General features: G+C 67.1%; 18 protein-coding genes. 3 read left to right on the top strand and 15 right to left on the bottom strand.

What is annotated here, in order from left to right:
- Positions 1–29 precede the first annotated feature (29 nt).
- Positions 30–1,187 carry an acyl-CoA dehydrogenase gene (locus OG326_RS07850; protein ID WP_327143938.1) on the bottom strand — a complete coding sequence of 386 codons (1,158 nt, stop codon included), beginning with the start codon at positions 1,185–1,187 and terminating at the stop codon, positions 30–32.
- A 173-nt stretch (positions 1,188–1,360) separates the two neighbouring features.
- The gene (locus OG326_RS07845; protein WP_327143937.1) at positions 1,361–2,077 is read right to left on the bottom strand and encodes a TetR family transcriptional regulator; all 717 of its coding nucleotides are present in this window, start codon (positions 2,075–2,077) and stop codon (positions 1,361–1,363) included.
- A 103-nt stretch (positions 2,078–2,180) separates the two neighbouring features.
- Here OG326_RS07845 and OG326_RS07840 point away from each other — a divergent pair, with 103 nt between their 5' ends.
- Positions 2,181–2,984, top strand: a complete 804-nt coding sequence (locus OG326_RS07840) for a hypothetical protein (protein WP_327143936.1) — start codon at positions 2,181–2,183, stop codon at positions 2,982–2,984.
- On the opposite strand, the gene purE is transcribed toward OG326_RS07840, so the two are convergent.
- Positions 2,981–3,484 carry a 5-(carboxyamino)imidazole ribonucleotide mutase gene (purE, locus tag OG326_RS07835; protein WP_327143935.1) on the bottom strand — a complete coding sequence of 168 codons (504 nt, stop codon included), beginning with the start codon at positions 3,482–3,484 and terminating at the stop codon, positions 2,981–2,983. The genes OG326_RS07840 and purE overlap by 4 nt on opposite strands.
- Positions 3,477–4,682: a 5-(carboxyamino)imidazole ribonucleotide synthase gene (locus OG326_RS07830; RefSeq protein WP_442790927.1), complete on the bottom strand. Its 1,206-nt coding sequence runs from the start codon at positions 4,680–4,682 to the stop codon at positions 3,477–3,479. The genes purE and OG326_RS07830 overlap by 8 nt, the downstream gene beginning before the upstream one ends.
- Before the next feature lie 81 nt (positions 4,683–4,763).
- Between OG326_RS07830 and OG326_RS07825 the strand changes: the two genes are divergently transcribed.
- Positions 4,764–5,306, top strand: a complete 543-nt coding sequence (locus OG326_RS07825) for a GtrA family protein (protein ID WP_327143934.1) — start codon at positions 4,764–4,766, stop codon at positions 5,304–5,306.
- Between the two features lie 533 nt (positions 5,307–5,839).
- On the opposite strand, the gene OG326_RS07820 is transcribed toward OG326_RS07825, so the two are convergent.
- From OG326_RS07820 to OG326_RS07790, 7 genes are all read right to left on the bottom strand, one after another.
- The gene (locus OG326_RS07820; RefSeq protein ID WP_327143933.1) at positions 5,840–7,348 is read right to left on the bottom strand and encodes an HNH endonuclease signature motif containing protein; all 1,509 of its coding nucleotides are present in this window, start codon (positions 7,346–7,348) and stop codon (positions 5,840–5,842) included.
- Between the two features lie 148 nt (positions 7,349–7,496).
- Positions 7,497–8,894 carry an ATP-binding protein gene (locus OG326_RS07815; protein ID WP_327143932.1) on the bottom strand — a complete coding sequence of 466 codons (1,398 nt, stop codon included), beginning with the start codon at positions 8,892–8,894 and terminating at the stop codon, positions 7,497–7,499.
- Positions 8,895–8,994: 100 nt separating this feature from the next.
- Positions 8,995–9,696, bottom strand: coding sequence for a response regulator transcription factor (locus OG326_RS07810; protein WP_327146407.1), 702 nt, complete (start codon positions 9,694–9,696; stop codon positions 8,995–8,997).
- Positions 9,697–9,961: 265 nt separating this feature from the next.
- A complete protein-coding gene (locus OG326_RS07805) occupies positions 9,962–10,372 on the bottom strand; it encodes a hypothetical protein (RefSeq protein ID WP_327143931.1) in 411 nt (136 codons plus the stop codon).
- A gap of 110 nt (positions 10,373–10,482) precedes the next feature.
- Positions 10,483–11,811: a sensor histidine kinase gene (locus OG326_RS07800; RefSeq protein ID WP_327143930.1), complete on the bottom strand. Its 1,329-nt coding sequence runs from the start codon at positions 11,809–11,811 to the stop codon at positions 10,483–10,485.
- 78 nt (positions 11,812–11,889) lie between these two features.
- Complete coding sequence (locus tag OG326_RS07795; protein WP_297614539.1) at positions 11,890–12,567, bottom strand: response regulator transcription factor; 678 nt, start codon at positions 12,565–12,567, stop codon at positions 11,890–11,892.
- 9 nt (positions 12,568–12,576) lie between these two features.
- Positions 12,577–13,122, bottom strand: coding sequence for a PH domain-containing protein (locus OG326_RS07790; RefSeq protein WP_327143929.1), 546 nt, complete (start codon positions 13,120–13,122; stop codon positions 12,577–12,579).
- Between the two features lie 185 nt (positions 13,123–13,307).
- On the opposite strand from OG326_RS07790, the gene OG326_RS07785 reads away from it, so the two are divergent.
- On the top strand, positions 13,308–14,261 hold the full coding sequence (locus OG326_RS07785; RefSeq protein WP_327143928.1) for an acyl-ACP desaturase: 954 nt from the start codon (positions 13,308–13,310) through the stop codon (positions 14,259–14,261).
- A 50-nt stretch (positions 14,262–14,311) separates the two neighbouring features.
- Here the strand turns inward: OG326_RS07785 and OG326_RS07780 are convergent, their stop codons facing one another.
- The 4 genes from OG326_RS07780 to OG326_RS07765 all read right to left on the bottom strand — a co-directional run bounded on the left by OG326_RS07780 (position 14,312) and on the right by OG326_RS07765 (position 17,914).
- Complete coding sequence (locus tag OG326_RS07780; RefSeq protein ID WP_327143927.1) at positions 14,312–15,112, bottom strand: biotin--[acetyl-CoA-carboxylase] ligase; 801 nt, start codon at positions 15,110–15,112, stop codon at positions 14,312–14,314.
- 96 nt (positions 15,113–15,208) lie between these two features.
- Positions 15,209–15,556, bottom strand: coding sequence for a hypothetical protein (locus OG326_RS07775; RefSeq protein ID WP_327143926.1), 348 nt, complete (start codon positions 15,554–15,556; stop codon positions 15,209–15,211).
- Complete coding sequence (locus OG326_RS07770; RefSeq protein WP_327143925.1) at positions 15,556–15,978, bottom strand: DUF1707 SHOCT-like domain-containing protein; 423 nt, start codon at positions 15,976–15,978, stop codon at positions 15,556–15,558. Before OG326_RS07770 ends, OG326_RS07775 begins: the two co-directional genes overlap by 1 nt.
- 136 nt (positions 15,979–16,114) lie before the next feature.
- Positions 16,115–17,914 carry an ATP-binding protein gene (locus OG326_RS07765; protein ID WP_327143924.1) on the bottom strand — a complete coding sequence of 600 codons (1,800 nt, stop codon included), beginning with the start codon at positions 17,912–17,914 and terminating at the stop codon, positions 16,115–16,117.
- Positions 17,915–17,919 lie beyond the last annotated feature (5 nt).

Here is a 17,919-nt window from a genome sequence, read left to right as displayed (position 1 = left end):
CGGCTACGCCGATCCGTGACCCGCGCGAATCAGCGCAGGATCTGACGCGACATGACCAGACGCTGGATCTGGTTGGTGCCCTCGTAGATCTGGGTGATCTTGGCATCGCGCATCATGCGCTCCACCGGGAAGTCGGTGGTGTAGCCCGCGCCGCCGAAGAGCTGCACGGCATTGGTGGTGACCTCCATGGCCACATCCGAGGCGAAGCACTTGGCGGCGGCGGAGATGAAACCGAGGTTCTTCTCGCCACGCTCGGCACGGGCCGCGGAGGTGTAGACCATCAGGCGGGCCGCTTCGACCTTCATGGCCATATCGGCCAGCATGAACTGGGTGTTCTGGAAGTCGGCGATGGCCTTGCCGAACTGCTTGCGGTCCTTGGTGTACGCGATGGCCGCGTCCAGGGCGCCCTGCGCCAGGCCGACGGCCTGCGCGCCGATGGTCGGGCGGGTGTGGTCCAGGGTCTGCAGGGCGGTCTTGAAACCGGTGCCCGGCTCGCCGATGATGCGGTCGCCCGGAACCTTGCAGTTCTCGAAGTACAGCTCGGCGGTCGGGGAACCCTTGATGCCCAGCTTGTGCTCCAGCGGGCCGACGACGAAGCCCTCATCGTCCTTGTGGACCATGAACGCGGAAATGCCGTTGGCGCCCTTGTCGGCGTCGGTCACGGCCATGACGGTGTACCAATCGGACTTGCCGCCATTGGTGATCCAGCACTTGGAGCCGTTGATGATCCAGTCCTCGCCGTCCTGGCGGGCCCGGGTGCGCATGCTCGCGGCGTCGGAACCGGCTTCACGCTCGGACAGCGCGTAGGAGGCCATACCGCCGGCGACGATATCCGCCAGCACCTTCTGCTTGAGCTCCTCGGAGCCCTGCAGGATCAGGCCCATGGTGCCGAGCTTGTTGACCGCGGGGATGAGCGAGGAGGAACCGCAGACGCGGGCGACCTCTTCGATCACGATGCAGGTGGCGACCGAGTCGGCGCCCTGGCCGCCGTAGGCCTCCGGCACGTGCACGGCATTGAAGCCGGCGGCATTGAGGGCGGTCAGCGCCTCCTGCGGGAAGCGGGAGTTGCCGTCGACGTCCTTCGCGTACGGGGCGATCTCCTTCTCGGACAGTCCGCGAATGGCCTCGCGGAGCTCGTCGTGGAAATCCTCGAGCTTGAACAGATCGAAATCGGGGTTGCCCGCCATGGGTTCGTCTCCTGCGTCGTTCGGATCGGATCGCCGCTGGTTTCCCAGCCTCGCCACCAACTCGGCACTCAGTGCCAATCAAAGCCAAGCATACGCCGTTGGATCACGGCAACGTGCGCTTATCTCGTCACACAAGCGTGGCACGCAGTGTCATTTGTGCCACTCCGGACACCTCACAGCGTATCGAGCCGCCGGGCCAGAAGATCGGCGACCTGCCGCGACGGCATATCCCTCGGAAAGACGGCCACCACCATCTGATCAGCGGAATCGGGGACGCCCGCCGGACCGAGCGCGGGATCCGGCCCGGTCGCGGCACGCGGAATCGCCGCCAGCGCCGCACGCAGGTCGGCCGGACTCGCATCGGACTCACCGCGCACCATGCGCCGCAGCAGATAGTTGTGCGTTGCCGTCACCGCGGCCGTGAACTGCACCAGCAGCAGATCCGATTCGCCCCGCAGCCGGCCGCGCAGATAATCGGTGAACAGCCGCTCGTAGCGGAACACGGTGACGATCTCCCGCTCGCGCAGCGTCGGCACCTGCCGCACCACGCCGTACCGCCGCGCCGCCAGCTCCCGCCACTGCGTGAACCGCTCGAACACCGCCACGACCGCCTCGATCACCGCATCCCACGGATCACCCTGCGCGGCATCGAGAAACTCCCGCGCCTGCGCCAACTGCGACTCGTGGTCGGCGAAGACCACATCCTCCTTGGACCGGAACTGCCGAAAGAACGTCCGCCGCGAAATCCCCGCCGCCTCCGCGATCTCCTCCACAGTTGTTGCCTCATAACCCTTCTCGGCGAACAACCGCAGCGCCTGATCCACCACGGTCAGACGACGAGCAGTCGACTCCGCGTCGATGCGGGCACGGGCGGGCAGGTCGGTGGGCATCGGTCAACGGTAGCGAGCCCGACGGGTCGTCAGGCACCAGCGCCACCACGGCACGCCGTCGCCCCGGTTGCGGGATGCCGGCGCGCCGCTACGCTCGGCGACGATGAGCACGCAATACCCCGCGATTCCCGGCAATGCGTCGACGCCGCCCGCGTATCAGTGGATATTGCGCTGGGAAGCCCCCGCCGAGGCCGGCGATAGCACGAAGACAATCGGCTTCTTCATCGTGCTGTGCCTGTGGGCGGTAGCCGCCAAAATCACTTTCGGCGCCTGGGCCGGGCACATACCGGCCGGCTTCGCGGTCTTCTTCGACCCGATCGCCCTGTTCATTCCGCTCACACTGATATTCGGCAAGCCGAGTGCCGTGATCGAACAGATCGACCAGGGCGTGCTGCTGCGATATCGGATGCGGAACGACTTCAGCATCGTGGTGCTTCCGGTCGTGATCGCCATGATGACCGGAATTACGCTGGTGGGCATCGACGCTCACCTCCCCGCTCTGACCGTCGTCGGGGCCGTGCTCGTCACCGTCTGCGTCGTGATCGGCGTCCTGGGCTTCGCCAGGCAGCGGCCGCTGGTGCTCACCACCGACTACCTCGCACTGGGTGACCGCTGGCGAATTCCGTGGGAGCAGGTCGTCGTGCTGCGGGGCCGGACAACGGCGGACCGAAATCAGCAGCCCTACATCAGTTTTCGCATCCACGACCCGAGCACCTATTCCAAGGCGAGCGACCGCCGCTACACCCTGCGGCCGAAGGCCTGGAATCAAGACGCGAACGCGCTGTTCTCGACCTTGACCTTCATGGTCGAGAACAGTGATGCCCGGCGCACGGTCACGCCCGCACAGCTCGAGGCCATGCTGACCGCTCCGTACGGGCCCAGGGCGCGCTGGACCTTCGCGGGCTAACCCAGCAGCTGGGCGCGGAGGGCGGCGTCTTTTTCGATGACCATCTTTTCCAGGTCGGCCTGGAACTGGGCCATGCGGGAACGCAATTCGGGGTCGGTGGCGCCGAGGATGCGGACGGCGAGCAGGCCCGCGTTGCGCGCGCCGCCGATGGAGACGGTGGCCACCGGGACGCCGCCGGGCATCTGGACGATGGACAGGAGGGAGTCCATACCGTCGAGGTGCTTGAGGGGGACGGGGACGCCGATGACGGGGAGCGGGGTGGCGGAGGCGACCATGCCGGGGAGGTGGGCGGCACCGCCCGCGCCGGCGATGATGACCTGAATGCCGCGGCCCGCAGCCTCTTTGGCGTAGTCGAGCATGCGCTGGGGGGTGCGGTGCGCCGAGACGACACCGACCTCGAAGCGAATTCCGAACTCGGCCAAGGCTTCTGCCGCGGCCACCATGGTGGGCCAGTCGGAGTCGCTGCCCATGATCAGGCCTACCTGCGCGGTGTCAGTCATGATGCGGATCCCATCCGTCGGTCCAAATCGCGTGCGACATCCAGTACGCCGCGCGCTCCGCCTTCTCGCGAGTGCTGTCGAGGTCGTCGCCGAGAATATTGATGTGGCCGATCTTGCGATCGGGGCGCTCGCCCTTGCCGTAGAGGTGCACCTTCGCCTCCGGCAGGCGGGCCGCCAGGTGGTGCAGGCGCTCGTCCATGGACATCTCCGGGGCCTCGGCAGCGCCGAGAATGTTCGACATCACGGTGACCGGAGCCAGCGCGGCGGTCGAGCCGAGCGGATAGTCCAGGACCGCCCGCAGATGCTGCTCGAACTGACCGGTGCAGGCGCCGTCCATGCCCCAGTGGCCGGAATTGTGTGGGCGCATGGCCAGCTCGTTCACCAGCAGCTCACCGGAGTGGGTTTCGAAGAGCTCGACGGCCATGGCTCCGGTGACGCCGAGTTCGGCCGCCAGGCGCAGCGCCAGGGCCTCGGCCTCGGTCGCCTTGCGCTCGGACAGGCCGGGCGCGGGCGCGATGACCACCGCGCACTGACCATTGCGCTGCACGGTCTCCACCACCGGCCAGGCGGCGGCCTGACCGAACGGGGACCGGGCCACCATGGCAGACAGCTCGCGCTTCAAATCCACCTTGGTCTCGGCGAGCAGCGAAACACCGTGCGCCAGCTGATCGGTGACAATGCGCTCGGTCTCGGCGGCATCTGCGGGCATCCACACGCCGCGGCCGTCATAACCGCCGCGCACGGCCTTCAGCACGAACGGCCAGCCGTGCGCATCGGCGAACGCCACCGCATCGGCGACCGAGGAGACCTCGGCGAACGCCGGACTCGGCACACCCAGCTCGGCCAGCTTGCGGCGCATGATCAGCTTGTCCTGGGCGAAGATGAGCGCGCTCGGCGGCGGCTGCACATTCACGCCCTCCGCGATGAGCGCCTCGAGATGCTCGGTCGGCACGCCCTCGTGGTCGAAGGTCAGCGCATACGAGCCGACGGCCGCTTTGCGCAGCGCCGCCAGATCGTTGTGGCTGCCGTAGACGACATCCGGGGTCACCTGCGCGGCCGGGTCGTCGGGCCGCTCGGCCAGCACTCGCAGCCGCTGGCCCAGCGCAATGGCCGCCTGATGGGTCATGCGCGCGAGCTGGCCGCCACCGATCATGGTGACGGTGGGCATCGCGGAACTATCGAAGGAACGTGCGCTCACGTTCGTAAATGTTGTCATGGCACCCACCCCCCACCCCCCGCGGGTTGGTCTCAGCATCGATGAGCGACGTAGACTCGTCTGGTGTCATTTGTCGACAAGGTCATAAACGTCCTGCCCACACCGTTGCGGGACCTCGCAGACCGGCATTCCGAACTGCTCAAGTTCGCCATTGTCGGTGCGACGACCTTCGTTATCGATATCGGCATTTTCTACCTGCTGAAGTGGACCGTACTGGACACCAAGCCGACGATCGCCCGCATCCTGTCCGGCACCATCGCCGTCATCGTGTCCTACATCCTCAATCGCGAATGGACCTTCGACAAGCGCGGCGGCCGCGAGAAGCATCACGAGGCACTGCTGTTCTTCGCAGTGAGCGGTATCGGCGTACTCCTGGCCAGCCTCCCGCTCTATATCTCCAGCTACGTCTTCGACCTGCGCCAGCCGAATGTGAGTTTCACCGTAGAGAACGTCGCAGACTTCTTCAGCGCCTTCATCATCGGCAACCTCCTGCAGATGGCATTCCGCTTCTACGCCATGCGCCGCTGGGTCTTCCCCGACGAAATGAAGGAACTCACCGAAGAGTTCGAAGACCTCATCAACGAAGAACAACTCGGCCACAGCTAGACCCCCACCCGTTCTTGTCCTTGGTCTTGTTCTCGAGAACGGGACCACAGCCGGTCGACCGAGCTGGTACCGCAGGTGGCTCCCCGACCGCGGGAGGTAAACCGGGTACCCCTCCCAGCGTGCCCAGCACGGCCATCTCGGGCTTTGCCCGCACCCCGTGCTGATCAACCCTGCCCGGGAGGCAAGCAACCCAGGTGCACCGACGGTTTCGGTATAGAAGCCGTCGGTGCACCTGGGTTGCTTGCGCCGAAAGGCGGTACTGGGTCACCGGGTGCGGGCAGGGCCCGAGATGGCCGTGCTGGTGACCTCGGGAGGGGTACCCGGTTGACCTTCCGGGCCAAGGAGATACCTGCGGTACCAGCGGGGTCGACCGGCTGTGGTCCGGTTTCACAGACAAAGACGAAAAGACCAAAGATTCAAGAACAAGGACGCCCCGAAACAAGGGATCGAAGAACAAGAACCCGAAAACCCATGTTCGGCAACGACCTCTAGCACCGACAGGATGATCCTGTCGGTGACACGAGGCGGGAAATCTATTGTCGCGGTGGGGGTGTGATGGCCCGGCGGAGCACCCGGTACCGAACAGGTGACAGCCCCGAGGCATGACACACCCTGCGAGGCCGCAGCGAGGGCGGAGCCTCGGTCAACAACTCGGCCGGATGATGCAAGTGATTGACCCGCGGAGTCCGGGACGGATCCACATGCGCCGGAGCGATCCACGCCGTACGACCCGGAAAGTCCGAATCCTCACCCAGCTTGATCGTCTTCCACCCGCGTGGGCCATCCTTCACCAGAGCGTGGCAGTGATCGCACGCCAAGGTCAGGTTCTCGATATCGGTGGGGCCGCCCTTGCTGAACTCGGTCACATGATGGGCCGCAGCCATACTCGCCGGGGCCGAGCACCCCGGGCGGGTGCACCCGCGTTCGGTGGCGATCAACGCCAACCGTTGTGCCGGGTTCGCCAACCGGATTTCCCCGATATGCAGGGGCATCCCGTTCTTGTTCTTCACGAGGACGAACGTCTTGGAGTCGCGGGCCATCAACGCAAGGGCGTTCTCGACCGGGATGTGCCCACCGGTGGCCAGGGTCGCTACCCCCGAGGCGCGTTCGACATCTTCGATGTCGATGGTCATGATCGTCGACACCGGCAGGCCGCGATGAGAGCCGAGCTTGGCGGGGTTGAAATCCGGGTGCAACACCGCCAGCAACGCATCATGCTGGCGTTGGGCCTTGCTGCGCTCGTCACGGGCGGCGCAAGCTTCCAGCACGTCCCGGGGCACCGGGTTGTCCTCATCCTCAGCCCACGGGCTTTCCTTGTCCGCAGGGTTGCACATGCCCGGGCGCGCGAGCTTCGCCATGACGGCATCGAAAGCCGCACGGGCATCCGGGGTGAGCTCGACAGTGAGGGTGGACATCAGGTCGTAGCGTTGCGGGCTCAGGACCGCGCTGCGCTGGTTCTGCCGGTCGGCGTCCTCGGTGAGTTTGCCGTCCGGGTCGAGGTAGCCCAGGATCATCTCCCCGATCCTCGGCAGGTGCGTCGGATCCAGGGCGCGCGCCTGCCGAGCCAACTCCTGCTCGGCATACGCGCGAGCCTCGGCAGGGACCTTGCCGGGCAACCGGTTCATCACCTGCCGGATCACCCGCACATGATCGAGGGAGATCGCCCCCTCGTCGAGGGCTTGGGCGGCGTTCGGCAGGACCGGGGCCGGGTCGACTTCGTCACCGACCCGATGCCACACCGCGAGATCCTCAGCGGTGCGCCACCGGTTGATCGCGTCCCCGTGCGAAATGTGCAGCACCGATTGCAGATACAACGCCGGACTACCGGACCCGTTGAGGGCGGGCAAGGAACGCGCGCAGGCTTGCACGATCAGATCCCGTTGTACCGATGCCAACCGGCGGGTGCTGGTCTCGATCTGCTGCATCAACGCGACAATGTCGGTGTCCGGCAAAGGAATCAACGGCAGAGTGGTGAGGGATTCGACCGCGGCGGCCAGTGCGGCTGCACCGGTCGCGATTGCGGATTCTCCCCCTGATTCCATGCCTTTATTCTACTCCCGGAAAACAGACTCGGGAAGGCGAATTCCGTTGTGATATAAGGCTATTCAGACCATCTGACTTTTACCTTTCGCCGCTCCCCGTTATGTCGTTTCTCGTTTTCGTTTCTCGTCCGGGCATCTTTTGTCTTTGTCATTTCTCGCTCTGTTCCCCGGGCACCGGCGCATTGGGACTCGGGGGCCGGAGTGCCAGCGTGACAGTGAGGCTCGCGCCGCCCAGGGGGCTGTCGGTGATTGTGGCTGTGCCGCCGTGGAGGCGGGCCTGTTGGGCGACGAGGGCTAGGCCCAAGCCGCTGCCGGGGGTGGGGCTGGCGCGGTGGAAGCGGTCGAAGACTCGGGTGCGGTCGGGTTCGGGGATGCCGGAGCCGTTGTCGTCGATGGTGAGGTAGATGGTGTCATCGCTTGGGCGGGCGGCGATTTCGATTCGGGTGGCGTTGCCGTGTCGGATGGCGTTGGTGACGGCGTTCTCGATCACCGAGCGCAGGCCGGCGGCCAGTCCGCGCAGGCGGATGGGCTCGACGCCGTCGGCGGTGATAGTCACCCCGGGGTTCGAGCGGCGGGCGTCCTCCACGACCTGGTCGACGAGCTGGCCCAGATCGACATCCTCCCAATCGGATTCGGTGGTCAGATCGCCTACGGCCAGGCGCTCCAAGGCGTACAGCGCTGACTCGACTGCTTGCTGCCCGGCGAGCACCTCGTCCAGGATCTCCGTGCGCTCGGCTTCCGACAGCGGCATGGACCGCAGCACCTGCAGATCGGTGCGCATGGCTGTCAGCGGTGTGCGCAATTCGTGTGCGGCGGTGGCGGCGAAATCCCTTGCGGTGACCAGGGCTTCGCTGGTGTGGCGGCGTTCGGCGGAGATCCGGCCGAGCATGACATTCATGGCTTCGGCCAATTCCGTTGTCTCGCTTGCGACCGGATGCTGCGGCGGATCGAGCGTGAGCCGGTCGCCGAGCCCGGCCGTCTCGGCGGTCAGGCGGCGCAGCGGGGCTACGGCGCGGGAGGCGAAGAACCAGCCGAGCAGGGCAGCCAGTGCGGTCCCGGCCAGGCCGATACCGATGATCCGGGTGCGCTGCTTGGCCGCCGAATCCGTTGCCACCGTGCGGGGTACAGCCAGCACCACGGTCTGCCCGTCCACAGGCAGCGTGCGCGCGTACTCCGAACCCGGCGCGAGTACCACCGGTCCCGGCGCGGGCACCGACGGGCTCGGCGCGGACGCTGCCGGTCCTGGTGCGGTTGTTGCCGGGCTCGGTGCGGACGTCTGCGGACGCTGTTGGCTCTCCTGCCACTGTCCGGGCGAAGTAGGCAACGCCGGGACTCCCGTTCCAGCACCCGAACCATTCGGCCCTTCGGTGGTGACGATGGTCTGCGCCGGGTTGATGGCAATGGCGTCCACCACCGAACCCACCTGCGACCGTGCGTCACTGCTCGCCACCGCGAACAGGACAACGCTCATCACCGCCACCACAACCGCCGCGGTGGCCGCGCTCGCCAGCGCGACGCGCGTGCGCAGGGACAACTGCCGCTTCACGTCGAAACTCCCCAGCTGAAACGGATTCCGTGCACGGGTCCGCGGGACGAAGCTGTGGCGGGGGATGTAGGGAGATGAACAGGCCCGGTACACACGCGACTCATGCGTCCGCCCTCAGGACGAAACCGACGCCGCGCACGGTGTGCACCAGGCGCGGGCAGCCGGTGGACTCGATCTTGCGGCGCAGGTAGGAGACGAACACGTCGACCACTTTCGTCTGGGTTTCGAAGTCGTAGCCCCACACCCGATCCAGCAGCTGGGCGCGGGTGAAGACCTGGCCGGGCGCGGCGGAAAGCGCTGCCAGCAGGTCGAATTCGCGTTTGGTCAGATCCAGCAGCACATCGTTGGCGTAGGCGCGGCGGGCACTGGGGTGAATGGTGAGCGGGCCCACCACGATTCGATCCGAGGTGTGCGCGGGAGCGGGTGCGCGGCGCAGCATGGCGCGCAGGCGCGCCACCAGTTCACCCAGATCGAAGGGCTTGGTCAGATAGTCGTCGGCTCCGGCCTCGAGCGCGCCGATCCGGTCGGTCACCTCCGCGCGGGCGCTGAGCACACAGATCGGAATGTCATTGCCGAACGAGCGCAGGGCCGTCACCACCTGCACCCCGTCCAGCAGCGGCATATTCAGATCCAGCACCATGGCCTGCGGTGCGCCGGCGGTGATGCGCTGCAGCGCGGTGGCTCCGTCCGTCGCGGTCTCGACCTCGAAACCGGACAGTCGCAGCCCCCGCGCCACCGACGCCAGCACCCGTGCATCGTCATCCACAACCAGGATCAGCGGACTGTTCACGGCACCGACGATACGGACGCCACCCGTGAGCCAACCGTCAGCGAACCGATCGCACCGTGCGACCGGTGATTCCGTCCGCACGACCGATCGACCCGCCGGCGTCCCTGATGACCCGGCCCGCCGGACGGATCGATCCACCCCCATCGCTGATAACCCGGTCCGCATGACCGGTCAACTCGCGCGCCCGGGTGAGACATCCGGCGCCGCCGATGACTCGAGTCGCGATCCCCTGGACGCAGCCTGCCGCGCGATAGCTCGGGCCGACCCGTGGGATGACTCAGCCCGCGCTGCCCGAGGACGGTGCGGTCAGCGCCGGGGCGGTCGGCAGCGCCGGAATGCCGTCGCGCGGGACCAGGGTCACGCGGGGCTGATCGCCCGGCATCGGGGTGGCGAGGACCGCTCCGGGCGGCAGTTGGCCGGGCTGACCCGGCAGCACGCTGACATTGCCGTCGCGGTCCTGGGTCACGATCACCGTTTGCGACGGATCGCCGGGCGCGTACCGGTCCGGCCCCACCTCGATGCTGTTTCCCGGCTGCACGACGCGGGGCGCATCCACCGCCTGGGCGGCTCCCGAGGTCGCCTCCGGCGCAGCCGCATTCGCCGCCGCGGGGACGATCAACGCGGCAACCAACGCGACTCCCGCGAACCCACCGGCCATCGCTCCGCGCCGCACTGTCGACTTCTGCATAGCTTCTCCTTCGTCTCGCCTGCCTGTCCTGACGAATCCGAAGGTATGCAGCGACTTCTCAGCCCCCGCTAACGAATGGTTAGAGAACCGATAGAAAACAATCCCGGAACTCAGCGCGGTTCGGTGATGGGGCCGGTGGCGGCGCGGGCCGCGCTGGCTGCCGAGCCGCCGGTGGAGCCGAGGAAGACCGCGAACAGGGCCGGGCGGCGGCGCTGCAGTTCCATGCGGCCGCCGTCGGCTTCGATGAGGGCGCGGGCCAAGGCCAGTCCGACGCCCGTGGATCCGGCGGCGGAGAAACCGCGGTCGAAGATGTGGGGTGCGAGTTCGTCACGCACACCGTCACCTTCGTCGGCGACCTCGACGCAGACCAGCGGTTCGCGATCGGCGATGCCACCGGTGACCGTGCGCACCGATACCGTGCAGGTGCCGCCGCCGTGCATGAGGGCATTGTCGACCAGCACCGCGAGCGCCTCGCGCAATCGGGAACCGGTCACCGGCGCGCGCAGGGTCGGATCGCCCAGCAGCACCAGTTTGCGGCCCGCCTCGGCGAAGGGATGCCGCCATTCCGCCACCACGCCACGCAATTCCGCCACCACCGGCACCGGATCGCGATCGGCCGCACCCTCGTCGCGAGAAGCCCGCACGAGTTCGTCGATGGCGCCGGTGAGCCGATCCACCTGTGCCATAGCCTCTTCCGCCTCGTGCACCACCGCCGGATCACTGTGCGTGGAGAGTTCGTCCAGGCGCAGGCGCACCGCGGTCAGCCGGCTGCGCAGCTGATGCGACACATCCGCGACCAGCGCGTGCTCGCGTTGCAGACGACCCGCGATTTCGACTGTCGCCGAATCCAATACGTCCGAGACGCGATCCAGCTCGGTGATCCCGTGCCTGCGCGAATCGGCGCGGAAATCACCCATGGCCAGCCGCGCCGCCCGCGCCGCCACATCACGCAGCGGATCGGCCACCCGGCGCGCGGTCACCACCGCCACCGCGATACCCGCGCCCAGCGAGATGAGCACCAGCGCCGCCACCGCGCCCAGCGCCTGCCGCTGCATCGAATGCATCGGCGCGGCAGGCGTTTCCAGCCGCAGCGAACCCGAGGTGCCCATGGCGAGGGACTCCGCCAGCGGATCCGACACCGCAGTGGCGCCGACGTCGACACGGGAGGCATTGTCCTGCGGCGTCGGATAGACGATCGTCAGCTGCCCGTCCTCCGGAATCAGCGGCCGCACCGAGCGCAGGTCGAGTTCCCCGTGCACCAGACCGTCGTCCTTCTCCTGCGCCACCACCTCCACCGCGATCCGATCGAGCCGATTGCGCAGTTCGTTGCGGGTGATGTCCTCGACCCACTGCCACGCCGTGAACGACAGCGGCACACCGAGGATCAGCGTGGTGAGGGTGAGCGCGGCCACCATCGACAGCAGGATCCGGCGTCTCATCGTAGATATGCCTCGCTTCGCTCGGCTTGCGATACGGGCGCGCCACGGCGCGGGGTCGTTCTCAGAATGCACAGGCCGCTAGTCGGTGTTGAAGCGGAAGCCTACGCCGCGCACCGTCACGATCCGGCGCTCCGCCACCGGCCCCTCGTCACCGATCTTGCGGCGCAACCAGGACATATGCATATCCAGGGTCTTCGAACCGCGCAGATCGGCGTCACCCCACACCTCGCGCAGGATGGTCTCGCGCGAAACCACCTGACCCGCACGGTCGATGAGCACCTTGAGCAGCTCGTACTCCTTGTTGGCCAGATTCACCTCGAGGCCGTTCACCAGCACCCGGCGCGCGGCGGGCTCCAGCCGGATACCGCCGACCTCCACCGTCTCGTCGCCGATTCCGCTGCGCCGCAACAGCGCTCGCACCCGGGCCAGCAGCTCGGCCAGGCGGAACGGCTTACCCACATAGTCGTCCGCGCCGGCGTCCAGGCCCACCACGAAATCCACCTCGTCGGTGCGCGCGGTGAGCATCAGCACGGCCAGATCGGCCCCGCGCGCCCGCACCTGACGGCACACCTCGAGGCCGTCCATGCCCGGTAGCCCGAGATCGAGAATCAGCAGGTCATGGCCGCCCTCGAGGGCACGTTCCAATACGGCGGGACCGTAACTCTCGACGGTCACCGAATAGCCTTCACGTCCCAGCGCACGCGAGAGCGGCGCGGCAATGGCCTCGTCGTCTTCGGCCAGGAGAACAGCGGTCACGGGGCAAGCCTACGGGTAGGCGGGCGGCGAACCGTGATAGCCACCGCCGCGCTGATCGTTTTGCACCACATCGAAGACCTGGTGGTAGAGCAGCGCGTGCACCTGCTGCACATGCGGAATGTCGTCGTACTCCAGCGGATCCTCCGACGCCGACCCGATGATCAGCGTGCCCGTCCCCAGCATTCGATCGAACAACCGGTGCCGGAACTGCACATTCGAGATGCGATTCATCGGAATGTCGATACCGGTGTGCGTGAGTACACCCTGCCGGATCAGAACCCGCCGGTCGGTAATGATGAAATGCGTCGACTTCCACCGCAGCAGCGGGGTGACGCTGCGCCACAACACGATCGCCAGCCACACCACCAGAATGGCGATCAGCAGACCGGACTGCAGGGAGCCCTCGGTATTGCGCGAGGCGACTCCCGCACCGAAACCGGCCAATGCGGTGATAAGGATGAAAGTTACAGCGGGCCAGAACAACATCTTCCAATGCGGATGGCGATGCAGCACCAGCTGCTCCTCCGGCGCAAGTGCCTCCTCCGGATAACCCATATGAGCACCGTACCGCGCGGAGATGTCAGAATGCCTCACGCCGAGCAGCACTCTGGCGCACAATCTAGCGGCATCCGCGTAGCATCGGCGACCACAGATCTGCCTTTCGTCGAGCTGTCCCGCGCAACACCATTCCGGCCCCGCCGTATCTTTTCGATTCCCGGCGCATGACACAGGAGGCGTGTGTGACCCGATCGTTGACCCAGCTGCAGATCCTGCAGGAACTCGAGCCCGTGGCCGAACAGAATCTGAACCGCCACCTGGCCATTGCGAAGGACTGGAACCCGCACGACTACGTGCCGTGGGACCAGGGCCGCAATTTCGCCGCCATGGGCGGACAGGATTGGGATCCGTCCCAGTCCACGCTCACCGAGGTCGCCAAGATCGCCATGGTGACCAACCTGCTCACCGAGGACAATCTGCCGTCCTACCACCGGGAGATCGCCGAGAACTTCTCCCAGGACGGCGCGTGGGGCACCTGGGTCGGCCGCTGGACGGCCGAGGAGAACCGGCACGGCATCGTCATTCGCGACTACCTCGTGGTGACCCGCGGCGTCGATCCGGTCGCGCTCGAAGAGGCGCGCATGATCCACATGACCAATGGCGCGCAGTCCCCCGACGACTGGGGCGGCTTCCTGGAGAACGTGGCCTACGTGACCTTCCAGGAGCTCGCCACCCGTGTCTCGCACCGCAATACCGGCCGGGTCTGCGACGACCCGCTGGCCGACCGCATGCTGCAGCGCATCGCCACCGACGAGAACCTGCACATGATCTTCTACCGCACCCTCTGCGGCGCGGGGCTGGACCTGGTCCCCGATCAGGCCATGGCGGCGATCACCAAGGTGCTCACCAACTTCGTCATGCCCGGCTACGGCATGCCGAACTTCCGGCGCAATGGCGCCATGATGGCCAAGCACGGCATCTACGATCTGCGCCAGCACCTCGAAGAGGTGATCAAGCCGGTGCTCAAGAACTGGAACATCTTCGAGCGCAACGACTTCACCGCACAGGGCGAAGCCGATCGCGACACCCTCGCCGCCTATGTCGAGAAGCTCGAGGGCGATGTGCTGAAGTTCGAGGAGCAGCGCGACCGGCTGCTCGCCCGCGAGGCCGCACGCGCGGAATTGCTGAGCGTCTGAGACCGATTCGAAGAGTCCCCGCCATCACACGATGGCGGGGTTCACCGCTGTCAGTATTCGGCGCGCAGGTGGGTGACATCGCCGGCGGCGACGGCGCGGTCGCCGATCAGCAGGCGGCCGTGTTCGTCTACGCCCGTGGCGATTCCGGTGAGCACCTCACCGCCGGGGAGTTCAGCGCGGACCTGTGCGCCGATGGTGGAGCAGCGGTCGCGGTAGTCCGCTGACAGATCGGCGATATCCCAGCCGGTGGCTTCCCAGGTGGTGAAGCGGCGGGCGAACTCGCGCAGGATGGCGGCCGCCAGGGCGGTACGATCCGGGTCCGGGTTTCCCGACAGCACCAGCGAAGTGGCATGCGGGACAGGCAGTTCCGCCTCGGTCAGGCTGACGTTCAGGCCGATGCCGACCACCACCGCGGGATCGCTGCCCGCGGCCGCGATCTCGGCGAGAATGCCCGCCAGCTTGCGCCCGTCGACCAGAATGTCATTGGGCCACTTCAGGATTGCCTTCACCCCGGTCGCCGCGCGCACCGCGTCGACCACCGCCACGCCGGTCAGCAGTGGCAGCCACCCCAGCACCGCCGGATCGATACCGCGCGCCCGCACCAGCAGTGACATGGCGATCTGCGCGCGCGGCGGGCTCACCCAGGTCCGCTCGTGCCGCCCGCGCCCCCGCTCCTGCGCCTCGGCGAGCAATACCAGGTGATCGGTATGCGAATCGGCCGCACGGGCAACCAGATCCGCATTCGTCGACCCGGTCGACTCCACCAGATCGATCTCGGTGAAGAACGCCCGCTCCGGCGACTCGGCGAGAGTGCTGCGCAACCGGGCGATATCCAAGGCTGGCCTGTTCATGCCCGCAGGCTACTCCACGCGCAGCACCGGACATATCGCCACCGAAGTCCGCCCCGGCGCGCCCGCCGTCACCACCGGACGCGCCGTCTCCGTGAATCAGAGAGTCGCGCGCGGTTGCAATCCGAGGAATCCGGAAGTGAAGCGGTGTACCGCTTCCAGGCCGTCGTCGAGTGCTGTCTGATAGCCGTCACGGACCCAGCCGGTCACCTCGGCGGTGCCGTCGGTGCCGGGTGTCACGCCGATCTCGGCGACCATTTCGGCGGTGGTCGGAACGCAGACCGCCCATGAGAAGTGGGTCTCGTCGGCCCATTCCGCAGTTCGCCGCGCCACATACTCCGGATCGGTGATGCCGCCGTCCGCCAGGGCGGGACGATCGTCGATCCGCTCGTCCGCACGCATGGCGCGCAGATACCAATTGCCCGCATTGATCTCCATGGGTTCCATCAGCGCCCACGCCTGCGATCGCGGTGGTCCCGGCGCAATTCCCGCTGCCGGTTCTTCCGCTCCCGATTGCCCTCACCGAACAGCAGCGCACCGGCCACCGGAATCAACAGGAACACCCACCACTGGCTGGTGATGAAGAACAGAATCACCGCCACGATCGGAACGATCGGCATGATCCGCTCCGGCCAGTTCGACCCGAAGCGCGGCTCACGCTTCGCGGGCGCGGCGCTGTCGCTCTCCACCGCGGGCAGATCCGTGAACACCGTCTCGAGATCACCGCGCGTCATCGCCGCCGCGACAACCCCACTGCGCTCATCGAATTCGGCCACGCTGAGCCGTCCGGCGGCGAAGTTGTCCGATAGCCGCTTCATGGCCTCTTCCCGCTCCGCGGTGCCGATGCGAATGTCCGGTGGTTCAGCCATATACCGACCTTATCGCGCCCGGTCGAGCCCCGCGCCCGCCGACAGGGGAATCGCCTCGCGAATGCGTCTGGGCCGCTCACAGTGTGAGCGGCCCAGACGGGAAAGCTGTTGCCGGACGGTCAGATCCGGCGGGAGATCACTTGATCTCGGCCAGGACGGTGCCCTGGGTGATGGCGGCGCCCGCCTCCACCGACAGACCGGTGATGACACCGGCCTTGTGCGCGGTGACGGGGTTTTCCATCTTCATGGCCTCGAGCACGACGACCAGATCGCCGATCTCGACACTCTGGCCCTCTTCGACGGCGACCTTGACGACCGTGCCCTGCATGGGCGCGGTCACCGAATCACCGGACGCACCGGCGCCGGCCGCGCCACCACGCTTGCGCGGCTTCGGCTTCTTGCGGATGACGCCCGCACCGTTTCCGGCGGGGGCGGCGGCAGCGCCGACCGAGAACTGGCCGGGCAGGGAGACCTCGAGGCGACGGCCGCCGACCTCGACGACCACCTTCTGGCGGGGGCCCTCTTCGTCCTCATCGATCGGCACACCACCGGTGTACGGCTCGATGGTGTTCTCCCAGTCGTTCTCGATCCACTTGGTGTAGACGTCGAACTTGGTGCCGTCGCCGACGAACGCGGGGTTCTCGACAATGTGGCGGTGGAACGGCAGAACCGTTGCCAGGCCCTCGATCTGGTACTCGGCCAGCGCACGGGCGGCACGCTGCAGCGCCTGCTCGCGGTTCTCGCCGGTGACGATCAGCTTGGCCAGCATGGAGTCGAACTGGCCGCCGATGACGCTGCCCTCGACCACACCGGAATCGACGCGCACACCGGGGCCCGCGGGCTCCTTGTACACGACGACCGGGCCGGGGGCGGGCATGAAGCCGCGGCCCGCGTCCTCACCGTTGATGCGGAATTCGAACGAGTGCCCGCGCGGAGTCGGGTCCTCCTTCAGCGAGAGCTCGTGGCCCTCGGCAATGCGGAACTGCTGGCGCACAAGATCGATGCCGGCGGTCTCCTCGGTGACCGGGTGCTCGACCTGCAGGCGGGTGTTCACCTCGAGGAAGGACACCGTCTCGCCCTGCACCAGGTACTCCACCGTGCCGGCGCCGTAGTACTCGGCCTCCTTGCAGATGGCCTTGGCCGACGCATGGATCTTGCCGCGCACCTCGTCGGAGAGGAACGGCGCGGGGGCCTCCTCGACCAGCTTCTGGAAACGGCGCTGCAGCGAGCAGTCACGGGTACCGACGACGATCACGTTGCCGTGCTTGTCGGCGAGCACCTGCGCCTCGACGTGGCGGGCCTTGTCCAGGTACTGCTCCACGAAGCATTCACCGCGACCGAAGGCGGCAATGGCCTCACGGGTGGCGGACTCGAACAGCTCCGGGATCTCCTCGATGGTCTGCGCGACCTTCATGCCGCGGCCACCACCACCGAAGGCGGCCTTGATGGCCACCGGAACGCCGTACTCCTTGGCGAACGCGACGACCTCGTCGGCGTTCTTCACCGGATCCTTGGTGCCCGCGGCCATCGGAGCGTTCGCACGCTGCGCGATGTGGCGCGCGGTGACCTTGTCACCCAGATCGCGAATGGACTGCGGCGAGGGGCCGATCCAGATCAGACCGGCGTCGATCACGGCCTGCGCGAATTCGGCGTTCTCCGAAAGGAAGCCGTAACCGGGGTGGATGGCATCGGCGCCGGCCTTGGCGGCAGCGTCGAGAATCTTGGCGAACACCAGGTACGACTCGGCGGAAGTCTGGCCACCGAGTGCGAACGCCTCGTCGGCAAGTTTCACGAACGGCGCATCGGCGTCCGGTTCCGCATACACCGCGACGCTGGCGATACCGGCGTCCTTGGCAGCCCGGATCACGCGCACGGCGATCTCGCCTCGGTTGGCTACGAGGACCTTCGTGATCTGCGCGTTGGCATGGTTGGGCACTGAGC

It is taken from the genome of Nocardia sp. NBC_01327 (assembly GCF_035958815.1).
GTDB lineage: Bacteria > Actinomycetota > Actinomycetes > Mycobacteriales > Mycobacteriaceae > Nocardia.
Note: the sequence above shows the minus strand (reverse complement) of the source record. Positions and strands in the feature narration are given on the sequence as shown.